We start from the raw sequence: 20,466 nt of genomic DNA, 5'->3' as shown, positions 1-20,466 counted from the left end.
ACAGGTTGATTATAGTTTTAAGTACTTAGATAAGTAATCCTATCTAAGTGCTCTTTTTATTCAAAAAAAATGCCTCATCAATGAGGCATTTTTCTACTTAACTTTTTATATCTGCTTGCGATTTAATCGCAAAATAGTGATCAAAATTGCTCTGGACGGGTAATTTTTACCGTCTTGATTCGATTTTCATCCATTTCGATGACTTCAAACCAAATGCCCTCTTGTTCAATCTGAGTACCTACTTTTGCTTCGCCTTGAGTTTTGTCTAAAATCAAACCTGCTACGCTAAAGTAACCTGAGTCTTCTTGAACCAGATCCAACATACCAAGTTCCAACTCAAGCTGATACAAGTCAAGCATACCTGATGCCTTCCACGTTGTATCATTCAATTTGATCAACTCTAGCTGTTCATCTGCATCAGGAAATTCACCCGCAATTGCCTCAAACACATCCAATGGAGAAATCAAACCTTGGATATTGCCAAATTCATTACTCACCAAGACCAAAGAACCTTTAGACGTTCTTAAGGTATGGATTGCGTCAATCACTTTCATTTTTTCAAAAATAAAAATTGGACGACTACGTTTAAGCAAGGCTTGTAATTGCTCTGGTTCATCCAGTACATCAATTAACTCTTTAGCACGGACAACCGTAACCACTTTATCTAGTTGTCCACGACATACAGGGAATAAACTATGTGGTACAGCCAAAATTTGCTGACGAATACTCTCCGCATCATCTTCAAGATCGATCCACGAAATTTGATTTCTTGGCGTCATGATTGAGGCAACTGAACGTTCAGCAAGGGTCAGTACACCACCAACCATATAGCGTTCTTCATCACCAAAGGCTTTTTGAGCAGCTAAAGCTTCAGGGCTTTGTAATAGATCTGCATCCAGCTTGCTTCCCATCAATTTTAAAATTGAATCTGCGGTACGATGACGTAATGGTGTTTTCGACTGATGCTTTTCAACATTACGGCTGGAAAACTGGTTAAAGGCTTCAATTAAAATTGCTACGCCAATACCTGAATAGATATAGCCTTTCGGAATATGGAAACCAAAACCTTCCGCGATTAAGCTCACACCAATCAACAATAGGAAACTTAAACATAGAATTACGACAGTCGGATGCTTATTGACAAAAGCGGTTAACGGCTTAGACGCAATCAACATCACAACCACAGCAATCGTTACAGCGGCCATCATCACGTAGATATTGTCGACCATACCGATCGCGGTAATCACTGAATCAAGAGAGAATACAGCGTCTAAAACGATGATTTGCGCTACAACTGCCCAGAAGCTTGCATAGACAACTGCACCTGAACTTTTAACCTCAGGTTTGCCTTCCATTTTTTCATGTAGTTCAGTGACGGCTTTATAGACGAGGAATAGTCCACCGAATAATAAGATTAAGTCTCGACCTGAGAAAGACAACCCGCCAAATGCGATTAAAGGCTTGGTTAATGTGACCAGCCACGAAATGATAGACAGCAAGCCTAAACGCATAATTAAGGCTAAAGATAAGCCAATAATACGTGCTTTGTCTCGTTGTTCTGGAGGAAGTTTATCTGCAAGAATGGCGATAAAGACGAGGTTATCAATACCCAGTACAATTTCTAAAACAATCAGGGTTAAAAGACCAACCCAAATTCCAGGGTCTAATAAAAATTCCATTATTAGAGCTCCTGCTTATTATTATCAATATATAAAGTGGAGAAAAATAAATTTGACCTACACGACGACGGATCCATGAATGAAACCTTTTCAACTAAATTAGCTTAATTATGCACAATATCTTGCGGTTGTAATTATTTTTCACAAAAATTTTACATTTATTTAAGATTTTTCTTATGGATAACCTCACCATACGGGCGAATTGCAGTTCATCCCTGCTCTCGTATGATCAACTCAATGCTTTACAGATGCCGATTCATCTTATTCAAATTATTTTTCACTCAATCTTACAAAAATGTCATTGGATTTTTTCAATATAAATTGTGTATAACTATAGTTATTAAATGCTACTTACCTTTTAAAGGTATAAATCGCTTTAATTTAATTAATAATTTTCAATCGGATATATGGGCATTTAGAGAGGAAATATTTAGATTTATCGCCATGATGACGTAATCAAGGGAAATTATTAACAGTAAAGCCAAGTTGATTTTTCTTATTTTTCAGTTAAAATAACATCAGATGTTAATTTTTTTAACTAATAAGCTTGCTTTTCACAACATCTTCTTGGTAATTTTCATACTTGAGCAAGCTGAAATACATAGGATGAACCATTATGACACAAGGACATTCATTGACTTTCAATAAAAATAACCTTTGCGGTTGTTTTGAAAATTTCGATTCCACACCAACAACTAGAGAATGAACTCTGTTCATTCCAAATTGCATGAAGAAGCGACTAAATTTACGCAAGGTATTACTACTTTTTATCTAATTTAAGACAGTTATACAATGCCTTTACTGAATACTTTAACTTAAGTTTAGTTCAAGCAAAATTTACATTTCGTCGATTTTACTTGTTTTTTTCATTAAGTGATCTATCACATATTGATTCAAGTATTCAAAGTAAAATATGATTAGCGCTTAATATATGGCAATAATTACAAAAAACAGGGACCTCTAAATGACTAAAAAATATGCAAAATTTTTACCCGCTGCTGAAAATTTTAACATCGAAAATTTCCCATACTACTGGATCACTCAAGTTCATTCTCAGTATGTTTTAAATTTAGATCACGTACTTAAAAAGTATGGGGTAGACAACTCTAGACGACGATTATTGGTTGCTTTAGAAGCCAAGCCAGATGCAAGTGTCTCTGAGCTTTCAGAAATGATCGTTTCTAAAATGTCGACAACAACCAAAATTGTTTATCGCTTAAAAGAGGAAGGCTTTGTAGATACCTACTCTTGTGAAAACGATGCACGTATTACACGGGTACATTTAACAGAATCTGGGCAACAAATGACCCATAAAATTAATGATTTAATGAGTGTTGTACTTGAACAGTCATTTGACGGTTTAACACCACTACAAATTGAAAAAACCATGGAAAATTTAAAAATCATCTTTAAGAATCTTGCACATTAATTGTTAAGATTCTTCATCAAAGATGTTCAACTGTGGCGAGTTTTTGTTATTTGATACTTTGGGGCAATAAAAACACTCAAACTCCGCCACAGGGAAACCCTCTATAAAACTCGAAATATTGGGCTGTTTTAAGCCCAACCACTCATCAAGTCGATGCTGTGGAATAACCACCACCGAACGTTTATCTGTTCGAGGTTCATGAAATTCACTCATCATCGGGTGGGTGTGGGCATCCATACTGATCATGGTGGCTGAACGAACAACTTCATCGGTTTTTAATCGGGTAATCTCATACAGTGCAGCAATATAAAAAGCCTGACCATCTTTACGTCGCACACCCCACCGTTGTGGTCGACCATTGATATACTTGGATTCATAAAATTCTGTCACGGGGATCACACCAAATTGGCACTTGCTAAAAGCCTCGACAAAACTGCGTTTTCCATCAGGGTTTCATTTCTTGCATTATAAGTATGTTTTGCAGCATCTTTGTCCTCAGCCCATTTTGGCACTAAACCAAAGTTGACTAAACGCCATTCCATCCCTTGATCGGATTTAAATAACAACGGCGTTTGAAAGCTTGGAAATATTTCTTCTTCATAAAGGAAAGGGATCGGGGGTAAGCCAAGCTGTTGAACTTGTAATAAGCTGATCGGTTTAAAGTTAGCACACATAATAATAAGATTTAAAATATTGATTTATAATTGTTGAATTTATCTATCGCGCTATCCATTGATAAGAATATTAGACACTGATAAAAACTTGAGACAGCACGCGATTTCAATTGAGGATAAACCGAAGTTTACCCTCTTCACTTAGCTTTTATCCAAAAATCTTTTTCACTTTGGCACTTAAACCATGGAAAAACTTATGTTTTGCATTGGCTTTTTCGCTGGTCAAAAAGTTAATTTGAATAGATTGACGTTGCCCTTCATAAGGAATATAGCCATGCCAACCATTGTCAGTTACTTTAAATGCAACCAATGAGCCCGGACCTGCATTGATTTCAGTCACATAGTTATTGATGTCTTTATCATCATTGAGAATGCGTAAACGTCCATTCGGCGCATCCCAAGATTCATTTAAATAGATCAAAACCGTCAACAATTTGCTTTTTGAATCACTGTGAATCCGCCCATCTTTTTGACGAGAATAACCACGTAAAGTAATCATCATCGGATGTTCCATCACATTGACATCAAATTTATCTGTTAAAATTTGACGAAATTCTGGTGTATCCAACGATTTTAGAAATCGATCAAAATTAGGCTTAATTTCTACATCTTCGATGTTAAAGCTTCCGCCCTGTTCAATTTTAGGAAAGTCTTGGATTACGGCCTGGACTTCACTATCAGCCAAAGCATTTTCAACCACAAAATACGGATAAGGCGTACTCGCAACTTCAGCATTTTTCAGCGCATCTAATTTCAGAATTGATGTCATTTATAATTCAGCTTAATGATTAATTCCGTTAAATTGTATCAGAGATTTTATCTTATTGGCTGAAAACTCAAAGTCACGTCTACAAATTTTATATATGCAGGCAAAGCAACATTTAAAATAAACCATAAAAAGAATAAAGCCTCCGAAGAGGCTTTATTGATAAGCTAATAGGATAAATTAGACGATAAAATTAATCGCCTGTATAACCTTTTAACTTTAAGCGATACGCATGCAATAATGGCTCAGTATAACCAGACGGCTGTTCACCACCTTTAAATACTAAATCATAAGCAGCTTTATATGCATAACCGTCAAAACCAGGCGCCATGTTGCTATATTCAGGGTCGTTGGCATTTTGTTCATCAACAATTTTCGCCATACGCTGCATAACTTCTTCAACTTGCGCTTTAGTCACAATACCATGACGTAACCAGTTCGCAACGTGTTGAGAAGAAATACGTAAAGTCGCGCGATCTTCCATTAAACCGACATTGTTAATGTCTGGCACTTTAGAACAACCCACACCTAAATCAACCCAACGAACAACATAACCCAAGATACCTTGAAGGTTATTTTCAAGCTCTTTGGTCTTCTCTTCTTCAGTCCAGTTTGTATCTGTGGCTAAAGGTGGTGTCAACAAGTCATCTAACGGAAGCGCTTCAGTTTTCAATAACTCTTGTTGGCGTGCTGAAACATTACATTGATGATAATGAATCGCGTGAATCACAGCACCTGATGGTGAAGGAACCCATGCACAGCTTGCACCTGCTTCTGGATGTTCAATTTTGGTTTTATACATGTCTAAAAGCATGTCAGGTTTAGGCCACATGCCTTTACCAATCTGTGCTTTACCACGTAAACCTGCTTGTAGACCTACCATCACATTACGGTTTTCATAAGCTGGGAACCAAATTTGGCTTTTCACTTCGCCTTTACGAACGAAAGGACCTGCTTCCATAAAGGTATGAATTTCATCACCTGTACGGTCCATGAAACCAGTATTGATGAAAATAGTACGGTCTTTCGCTTGTGCAATACAGTTTTTCAAGTTTACAGATGTACGGCGTTCTTCATCCATAATCCCGATTTTCAACGTTTTCGCTGGTAAGCCAAGTGCTTGTTCAGAACGTTCAAACAATTCAACAGCAAATGCAACTTCTTCAGGACCATGCATTTTTGGCTTAACGATATACATTGACCCTTTACGAGAGTTTTTGTTTTCGTTTTGACCTTTGATGTCTGCGAAAGTCAATAATGGTGTAATTAAAGCATCCATAATACCTTCGTAGATTTCAGCACCATCTACAAGGATCGCAGGGTTCGTCATTAAATGACCAACGTTACGAAGAAGCATCAATGAACGGCCATGAAGTGTTGTTTCACCACCGATCAAGTTCTTATGTGTACGATCTTTATTCAATGTACGCGTCACGGTTTTACCGTTCTTCTCAATTGATTCTTCAAGCGTACCTTTCATTAGACCTAACCAGTTACGGTAGCCTTCTACTTTCTCTTCTGCATCTACAGCAGCAATCGAATCTTCCAAATCTTGAATCGTAGTAACAGCAGCTTCTAAAACAAGATCTTTAACACCCGCCGCATCAGTTTTACCCACTGGGCTATTTGCATCAATTTCAATAACAACGTGTAAGCCGTTATTTAAAAGTACAATTTCAACAGGTGCAGATTCTTCGCCATTAAAGCCAACAAATTGTGATTCTTTCGCCAAAGTCGAGGTTGAACCATCTTTAAGGCTTACAACAAGTTTTTTGCCTTCAACAGCATATTTTGTTGCATCTGCATGTGAACCATTTGCCAATGGGAATGTTTCATTTAAGAAATTCTTAGCAAATGCAATAACTTTATCGCCACGAACAGGGTTATAGCCTTTACCTTTTTCCGCGCCACCTTCTTCAGAGATCACGTCAAAACCGTAAAGCGCATCGTATAAAGAACCCCAACGTGCATTTGCCGCATTTAAGCAATAACGTGCATTACGCACAGGTACTACCAATTGCGAACCAGCCAATAATGCGATTTCTTCATCTACATTTTCTGTACTGATTTGAAAATCTTCTACTTCTGGTAATAAGTAGCCAATTTCTTTTAGGAAAGCTTTATAAGCTTGGAGTTCAAATTTATTGTTGCGGTGCCATTCATCAATTTTAGCCTGAATCTCGTCACGCTTCGCTAAAAGCGCCTTATTCTTAGGGCTAAGATCGACAACAACTTGCTCAAAGTTTTTCCAGTATGTTTCACTATCTAAACCAGAACCTGGTAGTGCTTCATTTTCGATGAAATCGTAAAGTTCTTTAGCAATCGCTAACTTGCCTTTTTGAATACGTGCAGTCATTGTCTTTCCTGATATTGCTACTTTTTATAACAAGAGTTTCTAGTATACCGATTTAAACCATGCTGAATAGTACTATCACATTGCTAAATAGTGATCATTTTAATTAAAAAAAATAGCTACATTAACTTAAAAAATAATGATCAAAAATACAGCAACACCATCAACTAAATCATCAACTTAAATCGCTTTTTAACAGTGTATAAATTTTTTAAAATGTCTAAATTAGACCAAAGTGCTGAATCAACCCTAATTTCCCCATTTTTTTATACACTTTTATTCCTTGAGCAAAGATTAAGCCATGAATAGCGCTAAATGTCGATAAAACCAATCCATAATTCTGTGTAAAGAATTGTTCGACTCACTTATTTTTTTCTGTTCGTTCAAATCTCATCTTATTGTTTCAATTTAGATGATTAGAATCTTTAGCAACAAGGTGGAATCACATAATTTTTTTAAACCACTTATGCTTTTTTAGATTATTTAATCATACAGCGTCGATCTATTATCTGGCGACAAGCAGGGATAACGTACTGCACATAAAAAACCTGTTTAAAATTTTCATTCTAAACAGGTTTCTGGAATAGCTAAGTCTAAGCTAAATAAGCAATAGACCTCAGCTTAAAACGAAATGCTTCACTTAGTTAAAAGTTTTAAAACGTGTTGCATCATCAATAAATGTTTTTTCGCCCGCTGGTGCTTCGATTGAACCAAATACTAATTGTGCGCGAAGTTTCCAGTCAGCAGGTACATCAAATGTTGCTGCCACTTCTTCATCCACGATTGGATTATAATGCTGTAAAGATGCACCAATACCTGCTTCAGCCAATGCAGTCCAAGTTGCAAATTGTGCAATACCTGTTGAATGCTCAGACCATACTGGGAAATTATCAGCATATAATGGGAATTGTTCTTGTAGAGCTTTGATCACGCTTAAATCTTCATAAAACAACACTGAACCAGCACCAGCGATAAAGCTGTTAATTTTACCCGAAGTTCCTTCAAATGCTTCAGCTGGAACGATTTTACGTAAAGTTTCTAAAACGATTGTCCAGAATTTAACATGTGAATCACCAAATAAAATCACAGCACGAGAAGATTGTGAGTTAAATGAAGATGGGCTATGCTTGATTGCATCTTTGATGATTTCTTCAATTTTCGCTTGGTCTAAACTTAAATCTCTACCAATTGCATAAATTGTACGGCGTTGTTTGATTTGATTTAAAAATGACATGGTGTTAATCCTTCTATGACCAGATGGGTCGTGTTATTTAACATGGTTTGAGTGTATTGCATCATTCTTAGTTTCGTCATGCTTATATACATAACAATGTGTTCTATATTTAGAACAATATGTGAAATCGGGCATTTTTAAATGCTACCGTGTTTATGTGGTCCCCTTTTTAAATTGCAATTAAAGTATTTATTAATCAAACAATTCAATTAAAATTTACCATTAAACTCAGCCTATTGCCTTGAGCTTTTCAACGATAAGAATATGGCAAATATCCTATATACTTTTCATTGCTTGTTTTGTGGTAAAAATATTGCAAATCTGGGCAGATGATTCTAGACATCGCATTAAAGTACAACTTGATGACATTCTTATGATGCCTTCTTTCAATAACGTACCACCATCAACCCCAATCTTAGAAAATAAAAAACTCCGCATAAAGCGGAGTCTCATTTAAGATAAATAGTTATCTAAATTACTTATCTGTTTCAAACAGTGCAGCGACAAATGATTTTGCAGAGAATGGACGTAAATCATCAATCTTCTCACCCACACCAATATATCGAATTGGTACATGAGTACGACTGGCAATATTAAACAACACACCACCCTTTGCTGTTCCATCTAATTTGGTAATGGTTAAACCTGTTAAGCCTACAGCTTCGTCAAACATTTCAACTTGGTTAATCGCGTTTTGACCAGTACCTGCATCCACCACCAACATCACTTCATGTGGCGCAGTTGCATCAATTTTTTGCATCACACGTTTTACTTTAGTCAACTCAGACATCAAGTTACTTTTATTATGCAAACGCCCTGCTGTATCAGCAATTAAAACGTCCACACCTTTGGCACGTGCACTTTCAAAAGCATCAAAAATGACTGAAGCACTGTCTGCACCATGACCTTGAGCCACGACAGCAATATTGTTACGTTCACCCCAGATTTGAAGTTGCTCAGTTGCCGCTGCACGGAAGGTATCTCCTGCTGCAAGCATGACTTTCTTGCCTTCACCTTGTAAACGTTTGGCTAATTTACCAATCGTGGTGGTTTTACCCACACCATTTACACCCACCACCAAAATCACAAATGGATTTTTATTGGGATCGATATGCAATGGTTTTACCCGAGGTGCAAGTAAAGCAACCAGCTCTTCTTGTAGCGCTTTATACAATGAATGTGAGTAAATCAAATCACCACGTTCTGTACGCTCAGTCAAATTCGCAATAATGGTTTTAGTCGCCTCTACCCCGATATCAGCAACCAAAAGTTGCTCTTCTACTTCTTCAAGCAACTCATCATCAATTTCTTTACCACCAATCAGGATATTGACCATACCATCGGCAAGGCTTTTACGTGACTTGGTCAAACCTTCTTTCATGCGGCTAAAAAAGCCACCTTTAGACTTTTCATCTGCCGATTCAATCTGTGCGTCTTGGCTCTCAGTTTGAACAGGTTCCGTTTTAGGTGTTTCTACATTATTTTCAATAATAGGCACATTGACGGCTGGTAAACTAGGTAATGTGACATCGTCATCCCCGATATCCGCATCAATCAAGAATTTATTTTGCTGTTCTTGCATGCCGATTCCTTGAAAAGCATAGCGTTAAAAAAGAATGAGTTTAGCATAGATTGCATCATTTTTAGCGTTAAAGCAGCGATAAAACAAGCAAACCAAAATGCAACATTCCAGCCTTGCTTTAAATCATTAATTTTTTAAGAATAGTTCTAAATTTAAAATAAATTTTTGGGTTATCTGTGTATATTCTGAAATCTAAATTCTTAAATCTTCTTAGACAATCCAAAGTTATCCTTGCGCCACTTTTATTTTTATCTTTTAACACGGTAAATACGCAACTTCAGGCAGCGCCTCAAAGCCAACTTTCTAGGACCACCTTTGAAACCACACTGAAAAATGGTTTAAAAGTGATTATCCGTGAAGATCATCGTTCACCAATTGTTATGACCCAAATCTGGTATGGCGTGGGAAGTAGTGATGAATCAGGTAATGTACTTGGTATTTCGCATGTGCTTGAACATATGATGTTTAAAGGAACCAAAAAAGTTCCAGATGATGAGTTTGCACGTTTGAGTCGAATTTATGGTGGCCGCACCAACGCCGCCACATATACAAATTACACCAACTATTATCAGCTTTACCCCAAGAAGTATTTTCCATTGGCTTTGGAACTTGAAGCAGACCGTATGACAAATCTGGTCCTCAAACAACAAGACTTTGATCCTGAAATCAAAGTGGTGATGGAGGAAAGACGACAACGGACTGATGATAATCCACGAAATCTAGCCTACGAACGTTTTAAATGGATCGCCTATCCAACCAGTCACCATCGTCAACCAGTGATTGGCTTTATGAAAAACCTACAGAATATTCGTCTGGATGATCTTAAACATTGGTATCAAACTTGGTATACCCCCAATAATGCGACCTTGGTCATTGTGGGAGATGTCAATGCAGAACAGGCACTTAAACAGGTTGAAAAATATTTTGCAGCAATTCCCAAAAAGGAACTTCCTGACCGTAATGATGTTTTAGAGTTTGATCGAATGGGGTATCGGCACATGGAAGTGCAGTTGCCAGTACAAGTCCCCAACTTGTTTATGGCTTGGAATGTCAAATCCATTGCCACAGCAAAAAACCCACAAGATGCTTACGCACTAACCATTATCCAGTCCTTACTGGATGGCGGAATCTCCGCACGTTTACAAGATCGTCTGATTCGAGATAAAAAAGTGCTGACCGCAATCAGTGTCAGTTATGACCCCTATAATCGCGGCGACAGTTTATTTATGATCTCCGCGATCCCAAGTGATGATGTTTCTCTGGATGAGGCACAAAAAGCGATTGAAAAAGAGATGAATTTATTTAAAACAGAATTGGTCAATCAAGCTGAACTTGATCGTGTCAAAAACAACTTCGTTTCAAATTTAATCTATAGTCAGGATGATATTAGTGGACAAGCCAATATGATTGGGAATTTGGAAGTAAACGGCCTAAGTTTTCGTTTAATGGATGAATTACCCAAACATTATGACAAAGTCACACCACAAGATTTACAACGAATTGCCAATATTTATTTTGTCAAAGCCAATCTGAGTAGTTTGTATTTAATGCCTGAAAGTACAAAAGAATAAAAAAGGATCTCTCATGAATTTTAATCCATTCTCGACCTATTCGATAAAAATACCGCTGTTTGTGTGCATCAGCTTACTCTACTCCCCCCTTAACCATGCAGAGGTTGAATTAGACAATCATGATGAAACGGATGCGGTTATAGATGATTCAGCACTTAAGGCAAATTCGACTTTACAAAGCTTAAAAAATTTAGATAAACATCAACAGTACCAAGCGCCCTTTGTTCAAGACCTCTCCAACAACCAAAAAGTCAGAACACTGTTTGTTTCAGCCACCGACCTGCCTATTGTGGATATTCAACTCACCTTTAATGCAGGTTCCTCACAGGATGAAGCACTAGGAAAAGGTTTGTATGGTATGGCAAATATGGCAGCCAAACTGATCACTGAAGGTACAGATCAATATACAGCAAAAGAAATCGCGTCTACATTTGAAGGATTAGGCGCTCAATTTAGCGTTACCGCGTACCGTGATATGTTTGTCGTCCGGCTTCGGGTCTTGTCAGATCCTGAAAAATTAAACCCTGCCATCAATACCATGTTGCATGTGCTGAATCATGCACAATTTAATCCATCGGGTTTAAATCTTGTGCTAAATAATACCAAGGTTGGGCAAAAGCAAATCCAAGAAAATCCAAGTCGGATTATGAATATTCGCTTTTATCGTGCGTTATATGGACAACATCCTTATGCCGAACCCACTGTAGGGACCAATGGCAGCCTTAAAAAAATTACCCCAGAACTACTTAGGGCTTATCGACAGAAACTACTTGTTGCCCAAAACATGAATATTGCCATTACTGGTAATTTAACTGCAGCCGATGCAACCCAACTGGCCAATTTAATCAGTCAAAATCTAACTCAAGGTGAAGCTGCACAAGCACTTCCTGAACCACAAGATCAAAGTGATTTTAATATCCATTACATTCCATTTAACTCAACACAAGCCAATGTGATGATGGGACACTTGGCTATTCAGCGCAGCGATCCTGATCGTGTTGCATTAGAAGTTGCCAATCAAATGTTTGGCGGAAGCGGATTTAATTCCACTTTAATGAAAGAACTTCGGGTTAAACGAGGTTATACCTATGGAGCGTATAGTAATTTGACCTCCACATTGGCTCAGGGGTTTTTTAGTTTGAGTTATTCCACTGAACAAAATCAATTGATGGACAGTATCAAAGTTGCACATCAAGCCTTACGTGATTTTGTAAAAAATCCAATCCAAAGAAAACAGCTCGAAGAAACCAAAGAAGGTATGTTACGTTCATTTCCAATGACCTTTAGTTCCAATGCCAATATCAATGCCCAAATCGCATCGATTGGTTTTTATCAACTTCCTGCGGATTATTTGACTCAATATCAAAAGCAATTGAGCCAAGTCACCACCAAACAAGTTCAAAAAGCCATTCAAAAACATCTTCGTGCGGATCGTCTCACCTTGGTTGTTGTTGCACCAACACTGGATCAGAATGAATTAAAAGACATGTTAAGTGCTGATTTAGCCAACCCAGATCAATCCAGTACAAATCAAAACAAGCAAGTGGATACGCAAGCCATGCCAGATGTCCCGACATTGATCATTCAAAAAACAATTCGTCCGCAAGCGGAATCAACCAAATGAGTATTATCAGTTATTGCGGATCTTTACTATCCACCGCAGGATATCGTTTTACTTGTTGATTTTCAAAATGATAGGCACGTAGTAGGCGTAAATACTCAACCACATAAATACGATCTTGGCGGCGCAATTGATTGGCAATTTTTTGCGTCTTAGGATTGGCGGCTTGTTGTGAATATTGCATCACATATTTGTATTGATCTGGATTAACTGGCCGTGTTAAAGCCAATGTTGCAAGAAAAATCATCAGTGCGATGATCACAACAACAAAAGAATTCAAGATTTTTTCCACAGGAAATGAATAGAATAATTTTTGAAAATAATCTTTGAATTTTTGCATGAACTACCTCTAATTACAGATAGTTTATCATCCTGACCATAAAAATATAGGGCTTTCTTCAAGACAGCTGAAGATCGGTTGTAAGATGATCTTTAAGATCAAAATTGCGAGAACGACAGTGCTTAAATAATCTCCCCATAGATATCATCGCCTATCGATATGAGATTTAAAGCCCTGTTCTCTTATTCAAGAAAAGGGCCTGAGCCAAGTTAAACAACGCGTGAATCATTTCTATATCGTGCCAATTAAAGGATCGTTGCACGTAAGAATGCGAAATATAAAATAATCGCGATTATTGCCAATGCAATACTGACAGCAAAGATACTTACTCCCCCCTCTGCATGTGCAGGATGCAAATCATCATCATCAGCAAGACGCCTTAATTCACCATCATAGATTCGATAAAAGCCTGCTTTTTGCACTGGATTTAAGTTTCGGGTATAATCGTACACGCGTTTACGCTGGGCTAAACAATAATCCCCAAGATGGATTTCTTGATGATAAATTGCCTCATCCAGTTGTTTACGGTGATACTGAGCTAATTCTACGATCTGAGACTCAGCAGCGGGTACATCAAAAATAAAGCCATCTATAGTGTTTGTCATTTTGCTCTCCCTTTGTCTTAATTCTCATATTGATTTTAATAAATATTATTTCTGATTAATGTTTAATCATGTAATCTTATCTTCGTCAAGCATAGATTTCAAATCGCTTGACAAACAAGGCTAATTGTAATATTAGTTTAATAAAGTTAAGTTAGATTAGTTAAGTATAAGCTCCGTTGGGGAGCTATGTTAAAAGATCATAATTACAATAAGGAGTTATATATGATTCATCAAATCTCTCACCAAGACTTAGAACATGTTTATGCAGATGCTGTAAATACAATCCAGTGTGAAATGAACTTTGTAGAAGCGGTAAAAGCATTAGAAGATGCGGCGAAAGCGGGTCATGGTAAAGCGGCAATGTTTCTTGCAGAACTTTACTACCAAGGTTTCCGCGTTGAACGTGATTCTCTAAAAGCCCAATATTGGCAAAAGATGGCAACCATGCAAGCATAATAAAACGTCACCTAGGTGGCGTTTTTTTAACCCTATTCTTTTTATTTTTAATAAATCATTACGCTTTCAATACATTTTTTATTGTTTTAATAAATGCTTACGATTGAGCATAAAGCACCAACAGTTCTTATAAGAATTTCAACTACAATAGGCAATGTACTAAATAAGATTGTTAATTATGAAAAAGTATATTCATCTTCAACCCATTTCGAATGAATTGTTTATTAAAATTTCTATTTTAAAATCACTCATGTATTGTGGTGTACTTTGGGGACTTTACCACGATGGCTGGGCAATGAAGTCTGGTTCAAATGAAGTTTATTTTCCTTTTTGGCTAAACGCTGTTCAAGCCCATCAGTATGCAAAGATTCATTGGCCTCACTACACCCCTCGCAGAATAACACCTAAAGATTTTAGAGAATCGCTGTTACCTACATTAACACGGCTCAATATCATGCCTGCATTGTTTAATTCTTCATCTCGAAAATTTAAACTCTCAACTTCTCAAATGGAACATTTCTTTTTCCATAGTCATGTTCAATTTCAACCGGCTTAAAGGCGAAGATATATTTTTAGCGGTTTAAAATTGTTGTAAAAAATAAACTTTATATTTTTATGACTGCAAAGTATTTGCAAAGTTAAAAAATACAGTTAAGTTAAAGGTGTGCAGATTGGTAAGCACCCTAGAAAAGGAAGAATAATTATGACGACAGTAGCACAAGTAATCCAAGATAAGATTGGTCGTGAAATTTATACGATTTCACCCTCTGCCACAGTATTAGAAGCCATTACACTTATGGCAAACAAAGGTATTGGTGCTGTGGTTGTCACTCAAGATACAAAGGTCGTCGGAATCCTCTCAGAACGCGACTATACGCGTAAAATTGCCCTTATGCAGCGTACCTCTGACCATACAACGGTCGCTGAAATTATGACGTCTAGAGTGATTTCTGTGACACGTGGCCATACGGTTGAAGAATGTTTAAATTTAATGACTGACGGACACTTACGCCATTTACCTGTGATTGAAGGTGAAACGCTAGTTGGATTTGTTTCTATTGGCGATTTAGTCAAAGCCACCATGGAAGATCAACGAAAATTGATTGAACAGTTAAGACAGTATATTTCAGGTTAAATGACATTATAAAAATCTAACCCTCCATGTGGAGGGTTTTTTATTGTGTATAGAAAATTGGCATCTCAGCTTGCATGTAAAACCATTTTAAATTTCAAGATAATAGAAATAATCACCTGCTTTGAGTTGCATGTCTTTATTTATCATGGGGATAAAACAATCGAGTTCATTAAACGAAAGCTAAGGCTGAATTTCAAATTTAACGATAAAATAAAAAAACCTAGCCAAATGAACTGAACCCTATAAGTTGGACACAACTTATAGGGTATTTTTATGAAATACGATTTAAAGTTTAAACAAGCAGTCATTGCTTATTATGCTCAAGGTCATTCTAGCTTATCAACAGCCAAGCATTTTTCGATTAGTGATAAGGATGTCTCTAAATGGTTGGCTCAATTCGATTTAGGTGGAATTGATGCAATAAAGCCAAAACAGAATAAGACAATTTATACAGCTGAATTTAAATATTACGTATTAAAAACTATGCAGAATGAGCGATTAAGTTTATCTAATACTGCTCTTCGTTTTGGTATTTCTTCCCCGAGTTTGATCAGTGTATGGCGTAAAATCTATCAAACCGATGGTATGCTTGGACTAGAACCAAAGTCTAAAGGAAGAGTATCCATGTCTAAAAATAAACATAAATATATTGTTGATAAACCAGATCATGAAAAAACAACTGCTGAACTTCAACGGGAACTACTCTATTTACGTGCTGAGAATGCCTACTTAAAAAAGCTCGACGCCTTGCTGAATCCACCCAAAAAGGACAACAAGCAAGGTTGATTGATCAGATGAGTACTGAGTTTGCTTTGCCATTGCTTTTAGATATTGCTGAGTTATCGAGGAGTAGTTTCTACTATCATAAAGCCAAGCTAAATGCCGTAGATAAATATGCAGAACTCAAGCAACGGATTTGCCAAATTTATGATGAGCATAAAGGTAGATATGGTTATAGACGAATCACTTTAGCCTTGAAGCAACAAGGTCTTCATCATAACCATAAATTGATTGCTAGGTTGATGAGAGGCTTTGGTTTAATTTCACTGATTCGGCGTAAAAAGTACAATGCTTACAAAGGTACATCCAATAAAATAGTCAAAAATAAACTCAAACGTAACTTTGAAGCGAAGCGACCCAATAAGCGTTGGCTGACAGATATAACCGAATTTAAAGTTGCTGATACGAAGTTATATTTATCTCCGATCTTAGACTGCTATAACAATGAGATTGTGAGCTATACACTTTCAAGACGTCCAGTATTTCAACTTGTTAAAGATATGCTTGATCAAGCCATAAGTCATTTACCAAACTCACGAAAACACAAGCTTATGCTTCATTCAGATCAAGGTTGGCATTATCAAATGAGCCAATTTAGGAGTACGCTTAAAGCGAATAAGATTAAGCAAAGTATGAGTAGAAAAGGGAATTGTTGGGACAATGCTTTGATGGAGAGTTTCTTTGGTACATTAAAATCAGAGACGATTTATCTAGAGAAACCAGAAAACATTGAGGTCTTAGAGCAACAAATTCATGATTACATCCATTACTATAACCATGAGAGAATACAAATTAAACTAAAAGGATTGAGCCCTGTTCAATTCAGAACTCAATCCAGTGTTAACTAAACTGTCCAGGATTTGGGGTTCAGTTCACAAAGCTAGGTTTTTAAATCAAATCAATTTTTTATCAGTTTAGATTTAACTTTTCAGCAACATAGTCGGCATCTTTATCACCACGCCCTGAAAGGTTTACAACAATTTTGATTTCTTTCGCTAATTTAGGCGCTTCACGAATTGCCCACGCCACAGCATGAGAGCTTTCTAATGCAGGAACAATCCCTTCTACGCGTGAAAGGGTCATAAACGCATCTAAACACTCTTGATCAGTTGCTGTTGAATATTCCACACGGCCTAAATCTTTTAAGAAGCTATGTTGAGGGCCTACACCCGGATAATCCAAACCAGATGCAATCGAGTGCACAGGCAATGGCGCGCCCTGTTCATCTTCTAGTACATAACAAGCCATACCATGAATCTGACTTGGCTTTCCTAAAGTCAATGTTGCTGAATGCTGTTGAGTATCCAGACCATGACCTGCAGGTTCCACACCAACCAGTTTAACCTCTGCATCATTTAAAAATGCCGTGAATGCGCCAATTGCATTTGAGCCACCGCCTACACACGCAACCACATAATCTGGTTGTGCGCCAAAGCGATCTTGGGTTTGAACTTTAATTTCATTGCCGATAATAGATTGGAAATCACGTACCATTTTTGGGAAAGGATGCGGCCCAACCACAGAACCAATCGCATAAATAAAGTTTTTAGGGTCTTTTAAATACTCTTCAAATGCGCTATCTACAGCATCTTTCAGTGTTGCAGTACCTTGAGTGACTGAAACCAGTTTTGCACCCAAAATCTTCATTTTCACAACATTGGGATGCTCTTTTTCAATATCCACCTGCCCCATATGAATTTCACATGGAATACCAACCAAAGCACATGCGGTTGCAAGTGCAACGCCATGTTGACCAGCACCTGTTTCTGCAATCACTTTGGTTTTTCCCATATATTTGGCAAGCAAAGCTTCGCCCAAACAATGGTTAATTTTATGTGCGCCTGTATGATTTAAGTCTTCACGCTTTAAATAGATTTGTGCGCCACCCAATTGATCAGAAAGGCGTCTTGCATGGAATAAAGGACTAGGGCGACCTACATAATTGGCAAATAAATCAGCCAATTCATTTTGAAATTCAGGCGTTTTACGAATTTCCTCATATGCGACATTGATTTCATCCATTGCTTCTTTTAAATGAGGTGGAATAAATTGACCACCATATTCACCAAAAAAGCCTTGTTCATTTGGTAATGCAATACCATTTATTTGATGATCCATTTCTTTCCCTATTTAATAAATCAGCCGTTGAATTTATGAATAACAACTTTGCTTTCGAATAATCTATCGTGACAAATATTTCGTGATATCCTCAATACCTTTAAGGGTCATTGGAAACATATGATCGTCAAATAATTGTTTAATTAATGCGATGGTTTGTGTGTAATGCCAATAACCTTGCTCTTCTGGATTTAACCATGCTGTTTTTTCAAAATGATTGCGTAAGCGGCGTAACCATACGTCTCCTGCTTCATCATTCATATATTCAACAGAGCCACCGACCGATTTCAGCTCATAAGGTGCCATACTTGCATCACCCACCACAATTACACGATAGTCTTTACCATAGGTATTAAATAAATCCCATGTATTCATTCGGGTAGAAGAACGACGATGATTATCTTTCCACACATAGTCATATAGACAGTTATGGAAATAGAAATACTCTAAGGTTTTAAATTCAGTTTTTGCCGCACTAAACAATTTTTCACATTGTGCAATGTGCGAATCCATCGACCCACCTACATCAAACAACATCAAAACTTTAATACGATTACGCCGTTCAGGCACCATTTGTACATCTAAAATGCCCTGTTTGGCAGTTTCATAAATGGTACTGTTAATGTCTAATTCTTCTGCAGCACCTTGACGAGCAAACTTACGTAAACGACGTAAAGCCATTTGCATTTGTCGAGTACCTAAAATTTGTTCATCATCCAAATTTTGATACTTACGCTGTTCCCAAACTTTTACTGCTGAATTTTTACGACTTGGGCCACCAATTCTCACGCCTTCAGGATGGTCACCAAAAGCACCAAACGGTGAAGTTCCACCTGTGCCGACCATTCGGTTGCCACCTTGATGCTTTTTATGTTGTTCACGCAAGCGTTCTTCCAACATCTTCATCAGTTCTTCAAGCGAACCTGCTTTCAGCAATTCAGCACGTTGTTCAGGTGTGAGATGTTTTTCAAGTAACTCTAAATCAAACCAGTCTTTGGGAAGTTTTTGAACTTTGCTGAGCAGATCATCGATATCAAAAGTATGAATACCTTCAAAATAATCTTTCATAGCACGGTCAAATTTGTCAAAGAAGCGTTCATCTTTGACCATGACTGTCTTTACTAATTGATAAAAATCATCTTGATCGGCAAAAACCAAGCCTTCACTAATTGCTTGGTTGAGATCAATGAGTTCTCGTGTTGAAACTGGAACACCATATTTTCTGAGGGTATAAAATAATCGCACAAACATGTTGCGATCTCCTCATTAACGACGTGACATAAAGGCTAAGCGTTCAAGCAACTGTACATCTTGCTCATTTTTAATCAATGCACCATATAAAGGTGGAATCGCTTTTGATTTATCATGATTACGCAAAATGTCTTCTGGCATATCATCTGCCATTAACAAGCTTAACCAGTCAATCAATTCAGATGTTGAAGGTGGTTTTTTTAAGCCAGGCACTTGACGTAATTTAAAGAAGACTTGTAATGCTTCTGAAACCAATGTTCCAGAGATATTTGGAAAATGAACTGCGATAATTTCACGCATCGTTGCTTCATCAGGAAATTCAATATAATGGAAAAAACAACGACGTAAAAATGCATCTGGCAGTTCTTTTTCATTATTTGAAGTAATGATTACGATTGGACGTTGGGTTGCAGTAATTGTTTCGCCTGTTTCATAGACAAAAAATGACATTTTGTCTAATTCATGTAGCAAGTCATTTGGAAATTCAATATCTGCTTTGTCTATTTCATCAATCAACAATACACAGCGTTCTTCGCTGGTAAATGCATCCCACAACTTACCTGGTTTGATGTAGTTTTTAATATCGTAAACACGGTCATCGCCCAACTGGCTATCACGTAAACGAGAAACTGCATCATATTCATACAAACCTTGCTGTGCTTTGGTTGTAGATTTAATGTGCCAAGTAATTAATTTAAGACCTAGACTCTCAGCAACTTGTTCAGCCAATAAGGTTTTGCCTGTACCAGGTTCGCCTTTCACCAATAATGGCTTTTGCAATGCTCGAGCTGCTTTTACAGCCAGTTTTAAACTATCCGTTGCAATATACTGTTCAGTACCTGTGAATTGTTGAGAATCGACAGACATAACTT

Annotated in this window: 18 protein-coding genes and 1 pseudogene; 8 read left to right on the top strand and 11 right to left on the bottom strand. The window is 37.2% G+C overall.

Translation table 11 applies throughout. The features are described 5' to 3' along the window. Positions 1–140: 140 nt before the first annotated feature. On the bottom strand, positions 141–1,679 hold the full coding sequence (locus tag L3V46_RS08825; protein WP_004822208.1) for a transporter associated domain-containing protein: 1,539 nt from the start codon (positions 1,677–1,679) through the stop codon (positions 141–143). Positions 1,680–2,643: 964 nt separating this feature from the next. On the opposite strand from L3V46_RS08825, the gene L3V46_RS08820 reads away from it, so the two are divergent. Further along, entirely contained in the window at positions 2,644–3,108 is a 465-nt protein-coding gene (locus L3V46_RS08820; RefSeq protein ID WP_004822209.1) for a MarR family transcriptional regulator, read from the top strand. 3 nt (positions 3,109–3,111) lie between these two features. Here L3V46_RS08820 and L3V46_RS08815 read toward each other — a convergent pair. The 5 genes and pseudogenes from L3V46_RS08815 to ftsY all read right to left on the bottom strand — a co-directional run bounded on the left by L3V46_RS08815 (position 3,112) and on the right by ftsY (position 9,717). Next, positions 3,112–3,782 (bottom strand): annotated as a pseudogene (locus L3V46_RS08815) (SOS response-associated peptidase family protein). A 148-nt stretch (positions 3,783–3,930) separates the two neighbouring features. After that, the gene (locus tag L3V46_RS08810) at positions 3,931–4,551 is read right to left on the bottom strand and encodes a 2OG-Fe(II) oxygenase (protein ID WP_004719624.1); all 621 of its coding nucleotides are present in this window, start codon (positions 4,549–4,551) and stop codon (positions 3,931–3,933) included. Between the two features lie 190 nt (positions 4,552–4,741). Then, positions 4,742–6,904, bottom strand: a complete 2,163-nt coding sequence (locus L3V46_RS08805; RefSeq protein ID WP_239045454.1) for a malate synthase G — start codon at positions 6,902–6,904, stop codon at positions 4,742–4,744. A gap of 637 nt (positions 6,905–7,541) precedes the next feature. After that, complete coding sequence (locus L3V46_RS08800) at positions 7,542–8,135, bottom strand: nitroreductase family protein (RefSeq protein ID WP_004719619.1); 594 nt, start codon at positions 8,133–8,135, stop codon at positions 7,542–7,544. Positions 8,136–8,610: 475 nt separating this feature from the next. Then, a complete protein-coding gene (gene ftsY, locus L3V46_RS08795) occupies positions 8,611–9,717 on the bottom strand; it encodes a signal recognition particle-docking protein FtsY (protein WP_004719613.1) in 1,107 nt (368 codons plus the stop codon). A gap of 176 nt (positions 9,718–9,893) precedes the next feature. Between ftsY and L3V46_RS08790 the strand changes: the two genes are divergently transcribed. Both L3V46_RS08790 and L3V46_RS08785 read left to right on the top strand, forming a co-directional pair. Next, positions 9,894–11,288, top strand: a complete 1,395-nt coding sequence (locus tag L3V46_RS08790) for a pitrilysin family protein (RefSeq protein ID WP_239045453.1) — start codon at positions 9,894–9,896, stop codon at positions 11,286–11,288. Between the two features lie 13 nt (positions 11,289–11,301). Beyond that, positions 11,302–12,912, top strand: coding sequence for a pitrilysin family protein (locus L3V46_RS08785; protein WP_239045452.1), 1,611 nt, complete (start codon positions 11,302–11,304; stop codon positions 12,910–12,912). 10 nt (positions 12,913–12,922) lie between these two features. Here L3V46_RS08785 and L3V46_RS08780 read toward each other — a convergent pair whose 3' ends face one another. Together L3V46_RS08780 and L3V46_RS08775 are read right to left on the bottom strand one after the other, a co-directional pair. After that, positions 12,923–13,249: a hypothetical protein gene (locus tag L3V46_RS08780; protein WP_239045451.1), complete on the bottom strand. Its 327-nt coding sequence runs from the start codon at positions 13,247–13,249 to the stop codon at positions 12,923–12,925. A 245-nt stretch (positions 13,250–13,494) separates the two neighbouring features. Continuing rightward, the gene (locus L3V46_RS08775) at positions 13,495–13,854 is read right to left on the bottom strand and encodes a hypothetical protein (protein WP_004822225.1); all 360 of its coding nucleotides are present in this window, start codon (positions 13,852–13,854) and stop codon (positions 13,495–13,497) included. 222 nt (positions 13,855–14,076) lie between these two features. Here L3V46_RS08775 and L3V46_RS08770 point away from each other — a divergent pair, with 222 nt between their 5' ends. The 5 genes from L3V46_RS08770 (at position 14,077) to L3V46_RS08750 (ending at position 17,073) form a co-directional block, all read left to right on the top strand. Further along, positions 14,077–14,310 (top strand): hypothetical protein, encoded by a 234-nt coding sequence (locus L3V46_RS08770; RefSeq protein WP_004719607.1) that lies wholly within the window; start codon positions 14,077–14,079, stop codon positions 14,308–14,310. A gap of 178 nt (positions 14,311–14,488) precedes the next feature. Next, positions 14,489–14,866, top strand: coding sequence for a DUF2750 domain-containing protein (locus L3V46_RS08765; protein ID WP_004719606.1), 378 nt, complete (start codon positions 14,489–14,491; stop codon positions 14,864–14,866). 147 nt (positions 14,867–15,013) lie between these two features. Then, positions 15,014–15,445, top strand: a complete 432-nt coding sequence (locus tag L3V46_RS08760; RefSeq protein WP_004822228.1) for a CBS domain-containing protein — start codon at positions 15,014–15,016, stop codon at positions 15,443–15,445. Positions 15,446–15,718: 273 nt separating this feature from the next. After that, positions 15,719–16,231 (top strand): helix-turn-helix domain-containing protein, encoded by a 513-nt coding sequence (locus L3V46_RS08755; RefSeq protein ID WP_239045450.1) that lies wholly within the window; start codon positions 15,719–15,721, stop codon positions 16,229–16,231. Further along, positions 16,228–17,073, top strand: coding sequence for an IS3 family transposase (locus L3V46_RS08750; RefSeq protein ID WP_239045449.1), 846 nt, complete (start codon positions 16,228–16,230; stop codon positions 17,071–17,073). The genes L3V46_RS08755 and L3V46_RS08750 overlap by 4 nt, the downstream gene beginning before the upstream one ends. Positions 17,074–17,134: 61 nt before the next feature. Here the strand turns inward: L3V46_RS08750 and trpB are convergent, their stop codons facing one another. From trpB to L3V46_RS08735, 3 genes are all read right to left on the bottom strand, one after another. Further along, the gene (gene trpB, locus L3V46_RS08745; protein WP_034617271.1) at positions 17,135–18,343 is read right to left on the bottom strand and encodes a tryptophan synthase subunit beta; all 1,209 of its coding nucleotides are present in this window, start codon (positions 18,341–18,343) and stop codon (positions 17,135–17,137) included. 63 nt (positions 18,344–18,406) lie between these two features. After that, positions 18,407–19,594, bottom strand: a complete 1,188-nt coding sequence (locus L3V46_RS08740) for a VWA domain-containing protein (protein WP_239045448.1) — start codon at positions 19,592–19,594, stop codon at positions 18,407–18,409. A 15-nt stretch (positions 19,595–19,609) separates the two neighbouring features. Further along, positions 19,610–20,461, bottom strand: a complete 852-nt coding sequence (locus tag L3V46_RS08735) for a MoxR family ATPase (protein WP_004719598.1) — start codon at positions 20,459–20,461, stop codon at positions 19,610–19,612. Between the last annotated feature and the right edge of the window lie 5 nt (positions 20,462–20,466).

This window comes from Acinetobacter sp. AG3 (assembly GCF_022343575.1).
GTDB lineage: Bacteria > Pseudomonadota > Gammaproteobacteria > Pseudomonadales > Moraxellaceae > Acinetobacter > Acinetobacter guillouiae.
Note: the sequence above shows the minus strand (reverse complement) of the source record. Positions and strands in the feature narration are given on the sequence as shown.